Source organism: Hyphomonas adhaerens MHS-3 (genome assembly GCF_000685235.1).
Taxonomy (GTDB): domain Bacteria; phylum Pseudomonadota; class Alphaproteobacteria; order Caulobacterales; family Hyphomonadaceae; genus Hyphomonas; species Hyphomonas adhaerens.
Window position 1 is genome coordinate 2028346 of record NZ_ARYH01000001.1, and the last position, 19376, is coordinate 2047721.

The 19376-nt window shown below is 61.3% G+C and carries 15 protein-coding genes and 1 tRNA gene; 6 read left to right on the forward strand and 10 right to left on the reverse strand.

The features are described from left to right. Positions 1 to 58: 58 nt before the first annotated feature. From HAD_RS10020 to mmsB, 4 genes are all read left to right on the forward strand, one after another. Complete coding sequence (locus tag HAD_RS10020) at positions 59 to 2146, forward strand: TonB-dependent receptor (protein ID WP_035570823.1); 2088 nt, start codon at positions 59 to 61, stop codon at positions 2144 to 2146. 313 nt (positions 2147 to 2459) lie between these two features. Then, on the forward strand, positions 2460 to 3956 hold the full coding sequence (locus tag HAD_RS10025; protein ID WP_035570825.1) for a CoA-acylating methylmalonate-semialdehyde dehydrogenase: 1497 nt from the start codon (positions 2460 to 2462) through the stop codon (positions 3954 to 3956). Positions 3957 to 3962: 6 nt separating this feature from the next. Further along, a complete protein-coding gene (locus HAD_RS10030) occupies positions 3963 to 4739 on the forward strand; it encodes an enoyl-CoA hydratase-related protein (RefSeq protein ID WP_035570826.1) in 777 nt (258 codons plus the stop codon). Between the two features lie 25 nt (positions 4740 to 4764). After that, entirely contained in the window at positions 4765 to 5655 is an 891-nt protein-coding gene (gene mmsB / locus HAD_RS10035; RefSeq protein WP_035570827.1) for a 3-hydroxyisobutyrate dehydrogenase, read from the forward strand. Here mmsB and HAD_RS10040 read toward each other — a convergent pair. Next, positions 5652 to 6560, reverse strand: a complete 909-nt coding sequence (locus tag HAD_RS10040) for an ROK family protein (RefSeq protein ID WP_035570829.1) — start codon at positions 6558 to 6560, stop codon at positions 5652 to 5654. The two genes, mmsB and HAD_RS10040, sit on opposite strands and share 4 nt — an antisense overlap. Positions 6561 to 6829: 269 nt before the next feature. Between HAD_RS10040 and HAD_RS10045 the strand changes: the two genes are divergently transcribed. Further along, the gene (locus HAD_RS10045) at positions 6830 to 7936 is read left to right on the forward strand and encodes an efflux RND transporter periplasmic adaptor subunit (RefSeq protein ID WP_084331869.1); all 1107 of its coding nucleotides are present in this window, start codon (positions 6830 to 6832) and stop codon (positions 7934 to 7936) included. Positions 7937 to 7941: 5 nt separating this feature from the next. Continuing rightward, positions 7942 to 11073 carry an efflux RND transporter permease subunit gene (locus HAD_RS10050; protein WP_035570831.1) on the forward strand — a complete coding sequence of 1044 codons (3132 nt, stop codon included), beginning with the start codon at positions 7942 to 7944 and terminating at the stop codon, positions 11071 to 11073. Positions 11074 to 11122: 49 nt separating this feature from the next. On the opposite strand, the gene HAD_RS10055 is transcribed toward HAD_RS10050, so the two are convergent. The 9 genes from HAD_RS10055 to HAD_RS10095 form a co-directional block, all read right to left on the reverse strand. After that, positions 11123 to 11199 (reverse strand) — tRNA-Arg (locus tag HAD_RS10055). A 22-nt stretch (positions 11200 to 11221) separates the two neighbouring features. After that, on the reverse strand, positions 11222 to 11530 hold the full coding sequence (locus HAD_RS10060) for an ETC complex I subunit (RefSeq protein ID WP_035570833.1): 309 nt from the start codon (positions 11528 to 11530) through the stop codon (positions 11222 to 11224). 451 nt (positions 11531 to 11981) lie between these two features. Further along, positions 11982 to 13076, reverse strand: coding sequence for an alcohol dehydrogenase catalytic domain-containing protein (locus tag HAD_RS10065; RefSeq protein ID WP_206741250.1), 1095 nt, complete (start codon positions 13074 to 13076; stop codon positions 11982 to 11984). Then, positions 13073 to 13876: an SDR family NAD(P)-dependent oxidoreductase gene (locus tag HAD_RS10070; protein ID WP_051596100.1), complete on the reverse strand. Its 804-nt coding sequence runs from the start codon at positions 13874 to 13876 to the stop codon at positions 13073 to 13075. The genes HAD_RS10065 and HAD_RS10070 overlap by 4 nt, the downstream gene beginning before the upstream one ends. 28 nt (positions 13877 to 13904) lie before the next feature. Beyond that, complete coding sequence (locus HAD_RS10075) at positions 13905 to 15191, reverse strand: MFS transporter (RefSeq protein WP_051596101.1); 1287 nt, start codon at positions 15189 to 15191, stop codon at positions 13905 to 13907. A 60-nt stretch (positions 15192 to 15251) separates the two neighbouring features. Beyond that, positions 15252 to 16202, reverse strand: coding sequence for a VOC family protein (locus HAD_RS10080; RefSeq protein ID WP_035570835.1), 951 nt, complete (start codon positions 16200 to 16202; stop codon positions 15252 to 15254). A gap of 31 nt (positions 16203 to 16233) precedes the next feature. After that, entirely contained in the window at positions 16234 to 17385 is a 1152-nt protein-coding gene (locus HAD_RS10085) for an acetyl-CoA acetyltransferase (protein ID WP_035570837.1), read from the reverse strand. Further along, on the reverse strand, positions 17382 to 17774 hold the full coding sequence (locus tag HAD_RS10090) for a Zn-ribbon domain-containing OB-fold protein (RefSeq protein ID WP_206741251.1): 393 nt from the start codon (positions 17772 to 17774) through the stop codon (positions 17382 to 17384). Before HAD_RS10090 ends, HAD_RS10085 begins: the two co-directional genes overlap by 4 nt. 1 nt (position 17775) lies before the next feature. Further along, on the reverse strand, positions 17776 to 19374 hold the full coding sequence (locus HAD_RS10095) for an AMP-binding protein (protein ID WP_035570838.1): 1599 nt from the start codon (positions 19372 to 19374) through the stop codon (positions 17776 to 17778). Positions 19375 to 19376: the final 2 nt, after the last annotated feature.

Here is a 19376-nt window from a genome sequence, read left to right on the forward strand (position 1 = left end):
TTTGTCGATAAGGTAATGCAATAATATAACACCTTAGCAAGCGGATCCTCTCTCCCACATGAAACAGCTCCTCCTCCTCGCTGCCTCCTCGGCGGTTCTCGCCGGTTTTGCCCATGCCGATGCCCCGGAAGAAACCGATCTGCGCCAGCAGTCTGTCATCGTCACCGCGCCAGGCCCTGACCGGCTGGAAGGCGAGCTGATCGGCAATGCAACCTCGATCGGCCGCGAAGGCATTATCGAAACGCTGGGCCCGACGCTGGGCGACACGCTGGACCGCCAGCCGGGCGTCTCCACCACCTTCTTCGGACAGGGCGCCAGCCGGCCTGTGCTGCGCGGCCTCGGCGCCGAGCGCGTGCAGGTGCTGACCAATGGCATCGGCGTGATCGACGTCTCCGCCGCCTCGCCCGACCACCAGGCCGCGGCGGACGGCATTGATGCGGAGAAGATCGAGATCCTGCGCGGCCCGGCGGCGCTGGCCTATGGCGGGCAGGCAATCGGCGGCGTGGTCAATGTGATCGACGGCCTGCTGCCCGAGACGCTGCCGGAGAAGCCGGTTTCGGTCGACCTGCTGGGCGCCTATAACAGTGTCAGCGAGGGCACGGAACTGTCCGGCCGCTTCCAGGGCGTGCAAGGACCGATCGTCCTGACCCTGACGGCGTCGCAGCGCGATTTCAACGATTACGATATTCCGGGCATGTCCGAATCTGCCCGCCTGCATGCGGCTGAAGAAGCCGAAGAGGGCGAAGCGCACGAAGAGGAAGAACATGCCGACGGGACGGTGGAGAACTCCTTCGTCAATACGAATACTTATGCCGGTGGTCTCAGCTGGGTGGGTGACAGCGCTTTCCTGGGCATTGCTGTGCGGCGCCAGGAAGCGCAGTACGGCCTGCCGGGCGCAGCGCACGAACATGGCGACGAAGATGGCGATGAGGGCGAAGGCGAGGCCCATGGAGAGGAAAATCCGTTCATCGACCTGGAACAAACGCGCTACGATCTGCGCGGTGGCATCAAGCTCGACAACGGCTTCCTGAAGGAAATCACAGGCACGGTGTCTCAGGCAGACTATGAGCACACCGAGTTTGAAGCGCCAGGCGAGCCGGGCACCGTCTACAAGACCGATGGCACCGAGGCCCGCCTCGAGGCGAGCCATGAGCTGGGCCGCGTGAAAGGCGCCTTCGGTCTTCAGTATTCGGACAAGACGCTGGATGCGTTCGGCGACGAGGCCTTCATCACGAAGACCGATTCTGAAAACATCGGGGCCTTCCTGTATGAGACGATGGAATGGGACAATGGCTTCGGCCTGGAAGGCGGGGCCCGGATCGAGCAGGTGACGCGGGACAACATCAACGGCAACACGGATTTCGACCTGTTCAGCGCCTCCCTCGGCGCGCACCATCACTGGGAAAATGGCTGGTTCGTCGGTCTTCAGGCCTCGCACACCGAGCGGGCGCCGAACGAGAGCGAGCTCTATGCCAACGGCCTGCACCTCGCCACCGAACAGTATGAAGTGGGCGACATCAATCTCGACAAGGAGAAGGGTCTGAACCTGGAGGCGACTGCGCGCTGGGAAAGCGAGCAGGCGAGCTTTGGCATCAACCTGTACCGCACCGAGTTCGACGGCTTTGTCTACCTGGCGCCGGGCACGCTGGACGGGGAAGCAGTGGTCGAGAACCTGCCCGTCTACCAATTCCTGCAGCAGGACGCGACCTTCACCGGCGCGGAGATCTATGGCGAAGCCTACATGCCGCAAGGCCTGTTGAGTGCTGACTGGACGCTGGATGGCGGCATCGATGTCGTCTCAGGTGAGCTGAATGATGGCGGCAATGTGCCTTACATGCCGCCGCTGACGCTGAATGTCGGCACCAAGGCGGACTGGAAGCTCTGGTCAGCCGCTGCGCATGTGACGTGGGCGGACGACCAGAACGACACTGGCGGCGCCGAACTGCCAACCGACGGCTACACCCAGCTTGACCTGCGGGCGGACCTGAAGCTCTCCGAACTCGGCTATGGCCGTGAGGGCACGACGCTGTTCGTGGATGCGCGCAATGTGACGGATGAAGAGATCCGCTACGCGACCAGCGTGCTGAAAGACAAGCTGCCGGCGCCGGGCCGCAATATCCGCGTCGGTATCCGGGCTGTCTTCTAGACTTCCTCCCGGAAGACCCGTCTGGCCCTCACCTCCAGCCGCTGTTCCCCCGTAGCGGTGTCTCCTCCCGCCGGAGGTGAGGGCTCAGGCGGTGCCGGTCAGCCGAGCGGCTGCGCCCGCGATCAATTCATCCAGGAATGCATTCACGGCCCGGGCGCGGCTGGTGGCGTGGAGCGACCTGAGGTCGTCCCAATTCACGTCGTCCGGTCGATATGAAATTACCTGCGTAAATGCAGCTGGTGGCTGCGATTTTATCCATTTACCTGAAATTACGCGCGCTTTAGGGTCCCGTCAAAGTTCAAGGGAGTCCACTATGCGCGAAGTGCATCATTTTATCGGCGGCAAGAGCGTGACCGGCACGTCCGGCCGGTTCGGCGACATCTATAATCCGAACACCGGCGAGGTTCAGGCCCGCGTCGCGCTGTCGACCGAGGCTGAGCTGGACGCGGCGGTGGCGAATGCCGCCGAAGCCTTCCCGGCCTGGTCCATGACGAACCCGCAGCGCCGGGCGCGCGTGATGTTCGAGTTCAAGCGCCTGCTGGAAGCGAACATCAACGAGCTGGCCGAGCTGCTCTCCTCCGAGCATGGCAAAGTGGTCGCGGACTCCAAGGGCGACGTGCAGCGCGGCATCGACGTGGTCGAGTTTGCCTGCGGCATCCCGCACTTGCAGAAGGGCGAGTATACCGAGGGCGCCGGCCCGGGCATCGATGTCTATTCCATGCGCCAGCCGCTGGGCGTGGTGGCCGGCATCACGCCGTTCAACTTCCCCGCCATGATCCCGTGCTGGATGTCCGCCGTGGCGATCGCCTGCGGCAACACCTTCATCCTGAAGCCGTCGGAGAAAGACCCGTCGGTGCCGATGCGCCTGGCCGAACTGTTCCTTGAGGCCGGGGCGCCGGAAGGCGTGCTGAACGTCGTGAACGGTGACAAGGTGGCCGTGGACGCCATCCTGAAACATCCGGAGATCAAGGCCGTCAGTTTCGTCGGATCGTCCGACATCGCACAATATGTCTACAGCACCGGCACGGCGCACGGAAAGCGCGTGCAGGCCATGGGCGGCGCGAAGAACCACGGCATCATCATGCCGGACGCCAACATGGAACAGGCCGTGAAGGACATCGTCGGCGCGGCTTATGGCTCGGCAGGCGAACGCTGCATGGCACTGCCTGTGGCCGTGACCGTCGGCCAGAAAACGGGCGACGAATTCGTCGAGCGCATGCTGGACGCCGCCAAGGCGCTGAAGGTCGGCGTTTCGACAGACCCGGACGCGCATTACGGCCCGGTCGTCTCCGCCGCGCACAAGGCGAAGGTGGAAGACTACATCCAGATGGGTGTGGACGAGGGCGCGGACCTCAAGCTCGATGGCCGGGGCCTGACCATGCAGGGCGCCGAGGGCGGATACTTCATCGGGCCGAACCTGTTCGACAATGTGAAGCCGCACATGCAGTCCTACAAGGAAGAGATCTTCGGCCCGGTGCTGCAGGTTGTGCGCGCGGAGTCGCTTGAAGAAGCGGCGGCGCTTCCCTCCAATCACCAGTATGGCAATGGCTGCGCGATCTTCACCTCGAACGGCCGCGCGGCACGCGAATTTGCGGCGCAGGTCAATGTCGGCATGGTCGGCGTGAACGTGCCGATCCCGGTGCCGGTGAGCTATCACACGTTCGGGGGCTGGAAGCGCTCGGCATTCGGCGATACGAACCAGCATGGCCCGGAAGGCGTGCGGTTCTGGACGAAGATCAAGACCGTCACCCAACGCTGGCCCGAAGGCGATATCGGCGATCAAGCCTTTATCATTCCGACGATGGGATAGGATTTCATGAGCACTTACGACACGATCACGTTCGAACATAATGACCGCATTGCGCTGGTCACGATCAACCGCCCGGACAGCCTGAATGCGCTGAACCAGGAAGTCATGAGCGAAGTCGCGCATGTCTTCGGCGAGATCGACCGCAACAAGGACATTGCTGTCAGTGTGCTGACGGGCGAGGGCCGGGCCTTTGCGGCAGGTGCCGACATCAAGGAGATGCAGCCGCAGAGCTTCTCCGACATGTATGTCGACGATTTCTTCGGCCTGTGGGACCGGTTCGCGTCGTGCCGCAAGCCGGTGATCGCGGCGGTGAACGGCTTCGCCCTCGGCGGCGGCTGTGAGCTGGCCATGATGTGCGACATGATCATCGCGTCGGAAAAGGCGAAGTTCGGCCAGCCGGAAATCAAGCTGGGCGTGACGCCGGGCATGGGCGGCTCGATCCGTCTGACGAAAGCTGTCGGCAAGGCGAAGGCCATGGACATGGTGCTGACCGGCCGCATGATCGACGCCGCCGAAGCAGACCGGATCGGGCTCGTCTCCCGCGTTGTGGAGCATGACGCGCTGATGGACACGGCCATGGGCGCGGCGAAGGAAATCGCCGGCTACTCCATCCCGTCGCTGATGGCAGCGAAGGAAATGGTGGGCCGGGCGCTGGAGCTGCCGACCACGGAAGGCGTGAAGTTCGAACGCCGCCTGTTCCAGGGCCTGTTCGGCACCGCCGACCAGAAGGAAGGCATGAGCGCGTTCGTCGACAAGCGCGCGCCGGACTTCAAGGACAAGTAAGAACACACGTCAAAGGGAGGCTGTCATGGCCAAGATCGCATTCATCGGGCTCGGGAACATGGGCTCGGGCATGTGCGCCAATCTCTGCAATGCCGGGCATGAGGTGCACGCTTTCGACCTGAACGAAAAGGCGGTGCAGGACGCTGCGGCGCACGGGGCGCTGCCGGCGCTGTCGCTGGCCGCGGCGGTGAAGGCAGCAGACCTGGTCGTCACCATGCTGCCTGCGGGCAAGCATGTGCTGTCGGTCTATTTCGGGGACGATGGCGTCGCGGCGAATGCGAAGCCGGGCATGCTATTCATCGATTGCTCCACCATCGCGGTGGAAGATGCGCGCGAGGCGGCGAAACAGGCCGAAGCGGGCGGCTTCCTGATGGTCGACGCGCCGGTCTCCGGCGGGACAGCGGCGGCGGAAGCCGGTACGCTGACCTTTATGGCGGGCGGCCCGGACGCGGCCTTCGCCAAGGCCAAGCCGATCCTCGACGCGATGGGCAAGAACATCTTTCACGCCGGTGCCAGCGGGAACGGGCAGGTGGCGAAGATCGCCAACAACATGCTGCTCGGCATTTCCATGATCGGCACCTGCGAGGCGTTCAATCTGGCGGAAAAGCTGGGCCTCGATGCGCAGACCTTCTTCGACATCTCGTCGGTCTCGTCCGGCCAGTGCTGGAGCATGACGAGCTATTGCCCGGCGCCGGGGCCTGTGCCCGCCTCACCCGCAAACCGGGACTACCAGCCGGGCTTTGCCGTGGCGATGATGCTGAAGGATCTGAGGCTGGCCCATGAGGCCGCGGTTGCGGCGGGCGCGAAGATCACGCTCGGCGAGATGGCCGAGAAGGTCTATGGCGACCTCGATGCGCGCGGCCATGCCGGGCTCGACTTCTCCGGCGTGATGAAAGACCTGAAGGGCGCCCTCTAACGCACGCCGTGCTGTTGCGGGTTGCCGGCCCGCGCTTCTGCCATGGCCAGCGCGCCGGTCACGCCCGCGCGGTCGCCGAGCGCCGGGGACACGAGATAATCCACCAGGTCTCCGCCGGCCGGGCCGCCGGTCAGGTAGTTTGCCAGCTGTATCCGGGTTGCGGCGCGCAGGCGCTCCAGCAGGCCGGGGGCTTTCATTACGCTGCCGCCGAACACGATCCGGTCCGGCATGTGGGTCAGGATGATCGTGGCGGCCAGGTGCGCGAGATAGCCCGCCTGCAGGGCGAAGGCCGGGTGGCCTGTCGGCATTTCCGAAAGCGTGATGCCCCAGCGGTCGATGATCGCCGGGCCGCTGGCGAGCCCTTCCACGCAATCCTTGTGAAAGGGGCAGCGGCCGGGGAACGGGTCTGATTCGTAATCGTGCGGCGGATAAATATGGCCCATCTCGAAATGGCCTGTGCCCGACAGGGGCCGGCCATTCTTCAGGATGCCTGCGCCGATGCCGGTGCCGACGGTGACGTAGGCGAGGGTGTCGCAGCCTTTGCCCGCGCCGAGCCGCCATTCGCCGAGCGCCGCCCCGTTGACGTCCGTATCCACGGTGATCGGGCAGGGCAGGCGGTTCAGCCCGTCCACCCAGTTCGCGCCGGCCCAGCCGGGCTTCGGTGTCCGGCGCACCGTGCCATAACATGGCGAACCGGGATCGATATCGACCGGCCCGAAAGCCGCCACCCCGATGGCGCTGATGCGCCCGTGCGTGCCCTGTGCCTTGTCGAAGAAGGCGCGTACCTGCTGGAAGCTGGTTTCAGGCTCGGCCGTGGGGATCGTCTGGCTGGCCAAAATCTGGTCAGGGCTGCTTCCAACTGCACAAATGATTTTTGTGCCACCTGCTTCGATCCCGCCCAGCATGGATTCCTCCTAAAGTAACACGTCCAATGTATTCGTTACCCCGTATAAGCTAATAGAGGACTTTGTCTGCAACTTTTAAGGGAAAATGGCGCCCGTAATTGTCGCATTCTCACGAAAATGTGTGCGACTGCAACAAACCTCGTATGGACAATGGTCAGTTTGGACTATCTTTGCAGATACGGGCGATTTGGAGGCTGGTTGTGCAAGGCATGGCCGGCCCGAATGGATATGGACAGGCGGTTCGTGCCGCCGGACAGGATAGAGTAGAAATGAAAACCCGGATTTTCGGACACTGGCACGCGGCCCTGGCAGCTGCGCTGACGGTGATCGTCATGGCTGGTACGCTTCCGGCGGAAGCCCAGCGCGGACCGCGCGCTGCAAGCGTCTTCACTGCGCCCGTGCAGGAAGCCGAGTTCTCCATGCAGATCGAGGCGCTCGGCACGCTGGAGGCCCGCGAAAGCGTCGACCTGACCCTGAACGTCGCCGACCGCGTGACCGCCATCTATTTCGATGACGGCGACCGGGTGACCAAGGGCAAGACGCTGCTCTCCCTCGCACAAGGCGAACAGGCCGCGCTGGTCGATGCCGCCGAGGCCACCGCCAACGAAGCCCGCCAGCGCTATGAGCGCACCCAGCAGCTGGCCAAGGAGCGCACCGTGTCCCAGTCCGCGCTGGATGAGGCCGCGCGCGACCTTGCGTCCGCCAATGCCCAGCTGCGCGCCGTCCAGTCCCGCCAGAAAGACCGCGTCCTGGTTGCCCCCTTTGACGGTGTGCTGGGGTTCCGGCTTGTCAGCGTCGGGTCCTATGTCCGCGCCGGCGACGTGGTGGCCGAACTGATCGACGACAGCGAAATGAAGCTCGACTTCTCCGTGCCGTCCATTTTCCTGCGCTCGGTGCGCAAGGGAACGGATGTCCGCGTTGAGACGGACGACCTGCCAGGCATGGCGTTCGACGGTATCGTCGACACGGTCGGCGCCAGTATCGACCCCGTGACCCGCTCCATTCGCGTGCGCGCCATCCTGCCCAACCCCGATCGCCTGCTGAAACCCGGCATGTTCATGAAAGTGACGCTGCTGGCAGACCCGCGCCGCGCCTTGTCGGTGCCGGAAGAAGCCATCGAGCCGGTCGGGCCGAACAGCTTCGTCTATGTCGCGGTCGACAAGAACGGCCAGCTGGTGGCAGAGCGCCGCCAGATCCAGGTCGGCCTGCGCCAGGGCGGGCAGGTGGAAGTCATCGCCGGTCTGGAACCGGGTGACGAGATCATCACGGACGGCCTGATCAGCGTGCGCGATGGCGCCCCGATCATCGTGCGCGACCGAACCGTGCTGCAAACCGGGGGCGGCGTTGCGTCTCCCGGCGCCTCCAACGGCCGGTAAGCCAGATGCTGCTGTCAGACGTTTCCATCAAGCGGCCGGTTTTTGCATCGGTTCTTTCGCTCGTCCTCATCATCTTCGGCATCGTGTCCTTCATGCGGCTGCCGCTGCGTGAGTATCCGGACATCGACGCCCCTATCGTCAATATCCAGACCAATTATCCCGGGGCCTCCGCCGACGTTGTCGAGACGCGCATCACGCGGATCATCGAGGACCAGATCGCCGGCGTGTCCGGCATCCGTTTCATCGACTCCAACTCGACCGATGGCCGGTCCAGCATCAGTGTCGAATTCTCGGTCAATGTGGACATCGATGCGGCCGCGAATGACATCCGCGACCGTGTTTCGACCGTGCTGAACAATTTGCCGGTTGAGGCCGATCCGCCCGAAATCCAGAAGGCCGACAACAACGAAGACGTGGTCATGTGGCTGAATCTGGCCAGTGACAACATGACGACGCCGGAACTCTCGGACTATGCCGACCGCTATCTGGTCGACCGGTTCTCCGCCCTCGATGGTGTGGCGCGGGTGCGGGTTGGCGGCGACCGCTCCTACGCCTTGCGGATATGGATCGACCGGCGATCGCTGGCGGCACGTAATCTCGCCGTCTCCGATATTGAAAATGCCTTGCGACGCGAGAATGTCGAAGCCCCGGCGGGCAGCGTCGAGTCCGGCGCGCGGAACTATACCGTCCGCATCGACCGGGCTTTCCGGACACCGGACCAGTTCGCAAACCTGGTGATCGGACGCGGGACGGATGGGTATCTCATTCGCCTTGGCGATGTGGCGCGGGTTGAACGTGGCACGGAGGAAGACCGGAACCTTTTCCGCGGCAATGGCGTGCCGCAGGTTGGGCTTGGTGTCGTCAAGCAGTCGACCGCGAATACCGTGGCCGTCGCTGACGAGGCGCGAAAGCTGGCCGACCAGCTGAACGAGACCCTGCCGGATGGCATGACGATCGTCGTCAACTATGACAGTTCGGTCTTTATCAGCGCGTCGATCCGGGAAGTCTGGGTCACGCTGGCCATTGCTGTCGGCCTGGTGACGCTGGTGATTTTCCTGTTCCTGGGGAGTCTGCGCTCGACCATCATTCCGGCGGTGACGGTGCCTGTCTCGATCACGGCGACCTTTATCGTTCTGTTCGCGCTCGGCTTCTCGGTGAACCTCCTGACGCTGCTGGCGCTGGTTCTGGCTATCGGCCTTGTCGTGGACGATGCCATCGTGGTGCTGGAGAACATCCACCGCCGCATGGAAGAATATGGCGAGACACCATTGGTCGCGGCCTACCGGGGCACCCGGCAGGTGGGGTTTGCCGTCGTCGCCACGACGCTGGTCCTGATTGCCGTGTTCGTTCCGATCACCTTCCTGGAAGGTGACCTTGGCCGTCTGTTTACGGAATTTGCGCTGGCGATCGCGGCGGCTGTGTGTTTCTCGGCCATTCTGGCGCTGACATTGACCCCCATGCTGGCCTCGAAGCTCCTGTCCGACAAGCCGCCAAGCGGGCCCTTTGCGATCATGCCAAGGCTGATCGACGGGGCGTTCAAGAAATTGCGGGGCGGCTACTCGGCGCTGCTGAACCAGCTGATCGGGCGGCCGATTGCCGTGGGTCTCGTCCTGATTTCCCTGTTTGCAGGCGCTTACAGCCTGCTGCGGGTCGTGCCGCAGGAATATGTACCGACAGAAGACCGCGGCAGCTTCTTCATCATGGTCCGCGGGCCGGAAGGGGCATCGTTCGACTATATGAAGCAATATGTCGACGAGATTGAGCGCCGCGTATTGCCTTATACCGAAACCGGCGAAATGCGCCGTGTGCTGGTGCGGGCCCCTGGCTTTGGCAGCAATGCGTTCAACCAGGCCTTCGTCATTGTCTCCCTCGCGGACTGGGGCGAACGCCGCCCGAGTAGCGAGATCATCGGAGAGGTAAACCGGAAGCTGAGCGACCTGCCGGGCATCCGGGCCTTTGCCATCATGCGGCAAGGCCTTGGCGGCGGGAACGGCAAGCCGGTCCAGTTCGTGCTGGGCGGGCCGGATTATCAACAGCTGACCGAGTGGCGGGATACATTCATTCAGGCGCTGAACGAGAACAATCCCGGCATCACGGATATCGATTGGGACTATAAGGAAACCCAGCCGCAATACCGTGTGCAGATCGATTACGACCGGGCGGCAGACGTTGGCGTCACCGTGGCCGATATCGGCAATACGCTTCAGACCATGCTCGGCTCGCGCCGGGTGACGACCTATGTCGATAATGGCGAAGAGTATGATGTCATCCTGGAAGGGCTGCGGTCCGAACAGAACTCGCCCAATGATGTGCAGAACATCTATGTCCGCTCGTCGACGTCCGGAAACCTGATCCCGCTGTCCAGCCTGGTCCAGATTGTCGGCATCGCCGACAGTCCTCGGCTGAACCGCTATAACCGGGTCCGCTCGATCACGATCGAGGCCGGGCTTGCGGAGGGGGCGTCGCTGGGCGATGTGCTTATCAAGATGGAGCAGATCGCCCGTGAGGTCTTGCCGACCGAGGCGCAGATCGACTTCAAGGGCCAGTCGCTCGACTTCAAGAGCTCCGGCAGCTCGATCATGTTCGTGTTCGCCATCGGCCTGATCATTGTGTTCCTGGTTCTGGCGGCGCAGTTCGAGAGCTATCGCCACCCGATCATCATCATGCTGACCGTTCCGGCGACGCTGGCGGGCGGCCTGCTGGGCATTTACCTGACCGGGAACTCATTGAACATCTATACGCAGATCGGCCTGATCATGCTGATCGGCCTGTCGGCGAAGAACGGCATCCTGATCGTCGAATTCGCCAACCAGCTGCGTGACGAGGGCATGGAATTCCTCGATGCGATCAAGGAAGCGTCGCTGACGCGGCTCCGGCCCATCGTCATGACCAGCCTGACCACGGCGGCGGGCGCTGTCCCGCTGATCCTGACGAGTGGGGCAGGGGCCGAGACGCGGCAGGCCATCGGTGTGGTGATCCTGTCCGGCGTGCTCGCGGGCATGCTGGTGACGGTGCTGATCGTGCCGACGGCCTATGCGTTGATTGCGCGCGGGTCGGGCTCACCGAGCGATGTTGCGCGGCGGCTTGAGGCCGAAGAACAGGAAGCCGACGAAGCGGCCGCCTCGCCGGCGGAATAAGGGATCTCTTGTGAGGGGCGCTGGTTCGGCCTGGCAACCGTCAGGCGGCTGGCGACCCCGGCAGGATTCGAACCTGCGACCGTCCGCTTAGAAGGCGGATGCTCTATCCAGCTGAGCTACGGGGCCGAATGCGGACCCGGATGCGCGACTAGTGCGTCCAGGGCTGTTTCCGGTTGGCGTCGAAATTAGCACTATACGACTTTACAAGGCGTTTGCGCTCGTGCGTCGGCTCAACGCGGAAGGCGATGCCCTCGCGCTTGGCGAATTCGATGGCCTGCTCCTGGGTGTCGAATTCCATGCGGACCTGGCCCGACGTGTCGTCGATGCTGGTCCAGCCCATCAGGGGGTCTGCCGTGCGGTGGACATTTTCCTTAACGAATTCAAGCACCCAAGCCTTGGTCTTGCCGCGGCCCGACGTCATCGCGCTCTTGGAGGGCTTGTAAATTCTCGCCTGCATCTGACTGTCCCTGTCGGCCTCTTCAAAAGATGGTCGGAGCGATAGGATCCGATCCTACGACCCTCTGGTCCCAAACCAGATAGGCTGGTGGAAGGAGACCTTCGCAAGACCTCTGTAAATACAATACATTAAGTGGGTTTGGACCCCACTTTCCGCAATGCCCCCAAACGCTTAGCACCGTCTGAGTTGCGATGATGCCGGAATAGCGAGGCTTGGCCCTGCCTGCAACCATTATAGTGATTCAGACTATTCATTCCCCCCGACGACGCGGTCCACCGCTTAAGGGTGGATTTTCAGTGGTGCAGGCCGGTCAGCCTGTTCCCGGGCGTGAGAGAAGGCCGCATGATTCAGGAGGCTGAGCGCGCGCGTCGAGCCTCAACAAGCGGTATGGAAATGTCGGGTTGAGACTCTCGGGCATCCAACACAACCAAGGATGCCATCTTAACGCGTCTCAGCAGAAATTCGTAACCACGACGGATCCGCTATTTTCATTCGAGAAGTGTTCCATCGAACACAAAACATCCTGAACATTTGAGAGAGATATTTCTCTCTTGATCATCCTGGCAGGCGTCAGCCTGCCAGATGCGATCATTGGCAACAGGGCCTCGAACCTGTGTGCCGGCATTCCGAAGCCGGAGATGAATGCGACTTCCCGGCTGAGCATCTCTTCAACAGGAAGGAGCACTGATCCTCGCTCGGCGACGGATGGTACGCCTAGCTGCAAGTGGCGACCGCGCTTGCGTACACTACGGGTCGATGCGACGCAGGTTTCGGCAAAACCAAGCGCATCAATCGATACATGTGCGCCACCTTGGGTGATTTCGCGGATCGCCTCGACGGGGAGTGTTGTGCGACTATTTATTGTGTGAGCCGCCCCCATCTCCCGGGCGAGCGCCAGATTTCCGTCATTTATATCCACGCCGATCACTTCAGCTCCGGCCGCTGCCGCGACGTTCACCGATGAAAGGCCAACCCCACCGCAGCCGTATACCACGACGTACTCTCCCGCTGAAACCTTCGCCTGGTCAATCACACCATGAAAAGCGGTGACGAAACGGCAGCCCAGCGCCGAGGCATCGAGAAAGCCGACCTCGTCTGGCAGATGCACCAGGTTCCGATCAGCTGAAGGGAAGGCGACAAATTCGGCATAGCCGCCCTGGTAGGAGTGGCCGGGCACTGTCAGGGAGTCGCAAAGGTGAGAATGTCCTGACTTACAGATATTGCAGGTGCCGTCGCCCACTGTCGTTGGAACGACCACACGGTCTCCGCGCTTGAACCGCTTAACATTGGCACCAATTTCTTCCACCGTGCCAGCGATTTCATGGCCCATCACATCGGTCTTGGCGACGAGTGCGGGCATGACCTCCGCCAAGGCAGGGTCGCCATAATTCTCCCACATGTGAAAGTCTGTGCGGCAGACACCATTCGCGGCCACCCGGATTAGCACACTGTCCGCATTTATCTCCGGCAGGGGACGACGTTCGACTTCAAGATGGCGTGCAGCCTTGAAGGCCAGGACATTCATTTTGGGTGCTACGCCGTTCATTTCGGGCGATCCATATCATCGAGCTTCGGCCCGGCCGTGGCGGTCAATCCGCCGTCAACGGTAAGTTCAGCGCCTGTCATGAAGCGGGATTCCCCTGAGCACAGGAACAGGACGGCCGATGCAATGTCCTCCGGCTGGCCGACATAGGGCAAGGGAATGGCGCCGGTCATGACCCGTGCCAGTTCCGGCTGGGAGAGAACCTGCCGGGTCAGGTCGGTTTCGATGAGGCCAGGCAGAACCGTGTTCACCCGAACTTTCTGCGAGGCAAATTCGATCGCCGCGGCGCGGGTCAGGGCGATCATGCCGGCTTTGGCCACGCTGTAATGGGCAAAGCTTCCGCCGATACGTGCGGCGATGGAGGAAATGTTGACGATCGCGCCACCCCCACGCTCGGCAATCTTCGGGGCCGCTTCGCGAATACCCACGAAGGCGCCACTGAGATCGACTCTCAGCACCTCATCCCATTCGGCAAGGCTGATCGCGCCGAACGAGGTTTCGCGGTGCAGGCCGGCATTGTTCACCAGGATATCGATACCGCCGAAACCGGAGACAGCTGCAGAAATCACATCCTTCCATGAGGCTTCGGAGCCAACGTCGTGTTCCACAGCCAGGCCTTTCGCGCCCAGGCGTTCGACCCGTGTGACAGCGTTTTCTGCCCCCGCAAGGTTGATATCCGAGATGACGAGATTGGCGCCATGCGCAGCCAGCATCTGCGCGGTCGCACTGCCGATACCGCCGCCTCCGCCGGTAATGATGGCTGTTTTGCCTTCCAGGCGCTTGCCCAACGTGAATTGCGTCATGTCCGTCTCCTGTCCTGCCTTCGTCGGTTCAACAAAGTTTGACTTCTGGTTCGACAGTCTGCTTGGAATGTTCCGGCGGCTTCAGGCCGATGATCATCACAACCGTGCCGACCACGAGCAGGGCCAGGATCGCGCCCGGGATCTTCTCGATGCCGTAGTGATGGGCGATGAAGCCCGCAAGGAATGGTGCGCCGGCGCCGCCGATGATCTCGCCGATTCCCATGGCCATCCCTGTCGCAGTATTCGCAAGCGATTTGGGGACGGACTTGTTGATGAGAGGCCCAAGAAGCGTGGCGATCACACCCGCATTGGCTCCGGAGATAAGGCACAGCAGTACGAAGAGCAGGGGAACGTTTATGGGGGCGTACTGGAAGGCCGCCAGCGATACGACTTCCAGAATGGCACAAGCCACGACCATGATCTTTGTGCCCATCTTGTCCGACAGGGCTGGAATGAGCAGCACGCCCGCGACACTTCCGACCCCTTGCCCGGCCAGAACGATGCCCATGCTGGGAATGTTCAGGCCCATGTGATCCGTCAACAGGTTGGGAAGCAGGGTCGCCAGAGCCGTCAGGGATGATAGCCAGATCGTGACGCCGATAATCGCGACCACGGCGTTGCGGTACTTCAGGACTCCGTCACTGGGCTCGGGTGGCGCTCTGGTGATCACCTCGGGTTTCTCCGGCGCCGTCCCGGTGGTTCCGTTCTGCCGCCGTCCTTTGAGGATTTTGGCCATGGCCGCGGCGAGTAGCAGGCCTGGAATTGAGACCACGAAGAACACCAGGTGCCAGTCTTTTACGGTCGTCAATAGGAACGTCGCGAGAAGGGGCGCGACAAGAAACCCGAAGAAAGGCGCTGCCATTTGCTGGAGGCCGGTGTTTAAGCCGATCCGCTCTGGTCGGGAGGCGCGCACCGTGATCACGATGCTGGCCGGCGCAAACAGGCCTTCGGCAAACCCCATCAGGGCACGAACAATCAAGAGTGTGAGAATGCTGTTCGCGAATCCGGTCAGGAGCACCAGAAGGGAAAAGGCAATTGTTGCCGGGACAAGGATCGCCTTCTCGCCGAGCCGGTCAGACAGCCTGCCAGAGACAAGTGCTGATGCGCCCCAGGTCAGTGCCAGTATGGCGGAAATATTGCCGATATCCTGATAGTTCAGGCCGAGCTCTGCTGAGAGGACGGGGAAGAGTGGATAGATGATCGTTCTGTCCAGTCCAACAAGGCCGAAGCCAAGGGACATCAGAATAATCACATTGCGTTCATACCCGGCATCATGTTGGGCCGGATCCGAAACGGATCTTGCGACTGGTAGCACGCGGTGTTTCCTTCCAATTGGTACAGATCTTCCGTCTGTTTGTGCCCGTTTCAGCTTACGTCATTGCTCTGAAATGGCCGGGCCGGGTTCAAAGAAGTCTGCTGCAGGCTCCGGGCCCCATTGATAAAGTTGATCTGGGGAAGTCTGCGCATTTCCGACCGGCGTGTCATCATTTACCAGGTCGCCATCTGCCCAGTGTTCAAGCTGGTTGCCGAATGGATCGCGCCAATAATCGAAGACCTGGCTGCCTTGAATATGGCGCCCGACGCCCCAACTTGCCTTGCGATTCTGACTGGTAAGATAATTGTTTCCGCGCAACACCTCGGCGATGTCAATCATTTCATAGGCGCTATGCCCAATGCGCGAGATGCCGTCAGGGGCACGGGCCACGACGATCGTATGGTGATCAGTCCATTCCTTGCCGAGGCCACAACGCAGGAAGGCCGCCATGACATGTTCAGGATCGCCATCATGGAAATTATCAGACGGGCGCATACCCAGTACGTTCAGGAAGAAGTCCATCGTACCGTCAAAGTCCTTGCAGCGTAGCACGACGTGGCCGAGGCGCACTGGATGGGCAGGCGTATTTCCTTCTCGGACAAAATGACCTTTGCGCAAACGCTGATAGGCGGTATTTCGCGCCACCGGTCCTTCTGGCCGAAGTGGCTTGTGTTCGTCCCAGTAAACGAGATCCACACCAAAGCCTGACGGCTCGGTGAGACTCACTTTGAAACCAGGGACCGGGCCATCTACCGGCACGACCGGGACATTGGCGCTCTCGGATATTTTCTCGAGGTCCGCCATGGATTTGGTGAACAGGCCCACGCCCAGGGACGCGATAGGGCCTTTGTGGGTAACATGAGCGAACGGCGCCCCCGCCAGTGTCCTCATATAGAGCGTGTCATCGGTTTTTTGCGCCGTGGTAAGCCCGAAGTCCTCCATAAAGGATTCCATCTCATCCAGGTCCGGTGCTTGATACCGAACAAAGGCAACATCTTTCACGTGAATCATTTTCGGCTCTTTCCAAGGCTGCTGTTCATAATCAATTCGGGACGGTTTCCGGACCTCCGAGAACGACAGTGGCCTGACTTGAGAGCTCTACGCCGTTACCATGGGCAATGGCTGTTTCAGGACGTTCCACCTGCCGCTCGCCCGCCCGCCACATCAGTTGGTCAACTGCCTCCACAAGGGCAAACAGGCCATACATGCCAGGATGTACGCAGGAGAGGCCGCCGCCATTCGTGTTGACCGGTAGCGATCCTCCCGGCGCGATCCGTCCATCCGTCACGAATGCGCCACCTTCCCCTTTGGGGCAGAAGCCGAGGTCTTCGAGGAACATCACTGTGTTGATCGTGAAGGCATCATAGAGTTGGACGACATCTATGTCGCTCGGGCGGAGGCCTGCGGCTTCAAAGGCGCGTCGGCCACTGTCTTTCGCAGAGGTGGTGGTCAGGCCCGGTGAGTTCGACACTTCCAAATGGTGTGTGGCCTCTCCCGCACCGAGAATATGTACCGGGCGGTCGGTGAGATCCTTTGCCCGGTCTGCACGGGTCATCACGATTGCTGCGCCGCCGTCAGTCACCAGACAACAGTCCAGCAGTGACAAGGGATCGGCGATCATTCGGGAAGCCAGAACGTCTTCACGGGTCAGCGGATCGCGCTTGTACGCCTTGGGGTTCAGCTGCGCCCATTGGCGTGCGGCAACCGCCACATCGGCGAGTTGTTCGCGCGTCGTGCCGTATTCATGCATATGACGCATTGCCGCGAGGGCATAACCGGAAATCGGCCGGCGCGGATTATAGGGCGCTTCGAACGGCGATGACGGGGGCGGGTTCAGCTTTCCGCTGCTGGTCCGTAGGGTGCTGCCATAGGAGATGAGCACCGTGTCGCAAAGTCCAGCAGACAGCGCCATGCTGGCCCAGAGTACGTGGGTCATGAACGCAGACCCGCCGACGGCATTATTGTTGGTCAATTTCGGATGTATACCGAGATATTCCGCCATCTGAAGGCCGAAAAAGGGATTGGTCGAGGAGGCGCCGAGCACGGCGTCCACGTCAGAAAAAGTCAAGCCGGCCTGCTTCAGAGCCAGTCCGGCGGCACCGACGGCAAGTTCGATCGGCAAGGCGCCGGGGCTTTCACCCATGCCATAGGTTGCTGCGCCGACGATTGCGGCTTTGCCTCTGGGAAAGCTCATGCTGCATCCTCCTCAGATACCAGGGGGTCAAAGACGATGACTGCATCTTCGTCCGTCTGCAGCACACGCGCTTTTACACGCATGCCGATCTTCAATGTGCCCGGCTCAACGCCTTCCACGCGCGACATGAGCCGCACACCTTCATCCAGGTCGATCAGGCAGACATTGTAGGGCGGCTTTGGGGGGCGTGAATGGAAGAATGTGTAGGAATAGACCGTGCCTTTCCCTTCCACTTCTTCCCATGTCAGGTCAGTGCATCCTGTCAGAGGCTCAGCCACGCGTGGGAAGAATATATACTTCCCGGTCTCAGCGCTCTTCTGCAGCCTGAACGAGCCGGCATTGAGATAGTTCTGATAGGTCGTGACGGGAGATTCCATCGTCTGGGTCATGTTATTTGTCGCTTTCTTCCAGTCGGGCGCGCAGTTTGGCCTTCGCGATTTTTTCCAGCGTGACGCGCGGGAAATCATCAACAAAGTATATCTCTCGCGGCTGCTTGAAGTCGGCGAGCGCGCTGGCTGTGGCCGCTGCAATTTCGGCGCGCAGGGCCTCCTGGTCGACGTCGCTCGATGGCTGAGTGGGGCGGATGAATGCGACCGGGACTTCGTCGAGCATGGGGTGGCGTTTCGCGACGACGGCCACTTCTGCGACTGATTCGAGACTCATCAGCACGCGCTCGACCTCAGAAGGCGCGACATTCTCTCCGCCGACTTTCATCATGTCCTTGTCGCGATCGGAGAAGCGGATCGTGCCGTTTTCGAACGGGATGACGCGATCGCCGGTTATGAACCAGCCTTCTTCATCAAACGCATTTCGGGTGGCTTCTTCGTTGAAGAGGTACTCCTTGAACAATGAAAGGCCGGGGCGGCCTTTCACACGGAGGTGCCCTACATCGCCGTATTGGGTTGGATTGCCGTTTTCATCAACAATCGAAATGTCATATTCCGGTGCGGCGCGACCGATCACGTCAGGCTCGTTCGGCATATCATTATGACCCGTGATGGGCTGGGAAATGGTTTCAGTCATTCCGTACCAGCCGACCGTATGGATCCCGAGCTCCTGAGCGATGGGGACATAGGAAATGCCGCCGCCCCAGGTGCGGTAGTAGTGTTTCTTCGGTCGTTCCACGTCCGCGAGCGCACGGTAGCAAAAGGGAATCAACGAGCCGAGCGTCACCTTGTGTTCCAGCGAGACATTCCAGAACCGGCTGGACGAAAATTTCGGCATCAGGACCACCGTAGCGCCTTTCCAAAGGGCCGGCAGGAAAGAATAGGCAAGGGCGTTAATGTGGAAAAGCGGGAGGAAGATCAGTTGGGTATCATCGGTCCGCGTGCCCAGATGCCCCCCGGTTACACGAGCTGCCCAGAGCGCATTGCCATGGGTAATGACAACGCCTTTGGGTCTGGAGGTCGTACCAGAGGTATACTGAACACCGACTGGCCGGTTGGGATCTGCGGACACGCGGTGCCTGTTTGCGGCCGGCTCGCCAGTGAGCATTTGATCAAAGCTTTCAATCCCCGGGCCGCTTGGCGGGACCTCGTTTACCCCCGCATTATGGCTGGTGACCGCGATAAAGTTGAGATCATTCCCGGCTGCCTGCAGCGTCGAAAACAGAGAGGGTTGGGTGATCGCGCATTTTGCACCGCTATTGTCGATATAGTAGCTCAGCTCATCGATCGCGCTGCGCGTATTGGTCGTCACGGCAATGGCCCCAAGTTCGGCCAGTGCCGCCCAGCTGAGCAGGAATTCCGGGCAGTTCTCCAGATGCACCAGCACCCGGTCGCCTTCCTGCACGCCTTTCGCACTCAAGCTGGCAGCGAGGCAGCCTGCCAGGTGGACAAATTCGGAATAGCTGTAGTGCCGCGCAGGTGCGTCGAACGGTGCCCAGGTCAGCAGTGGCTTTTGTTTGAAACGCTCAGCCTGCGTCTGAAGCATCCAGGTTACGTCGAGCCCAGTAAACGGGTTACGGACATCCTCGTTTGGCGTCGCCATAG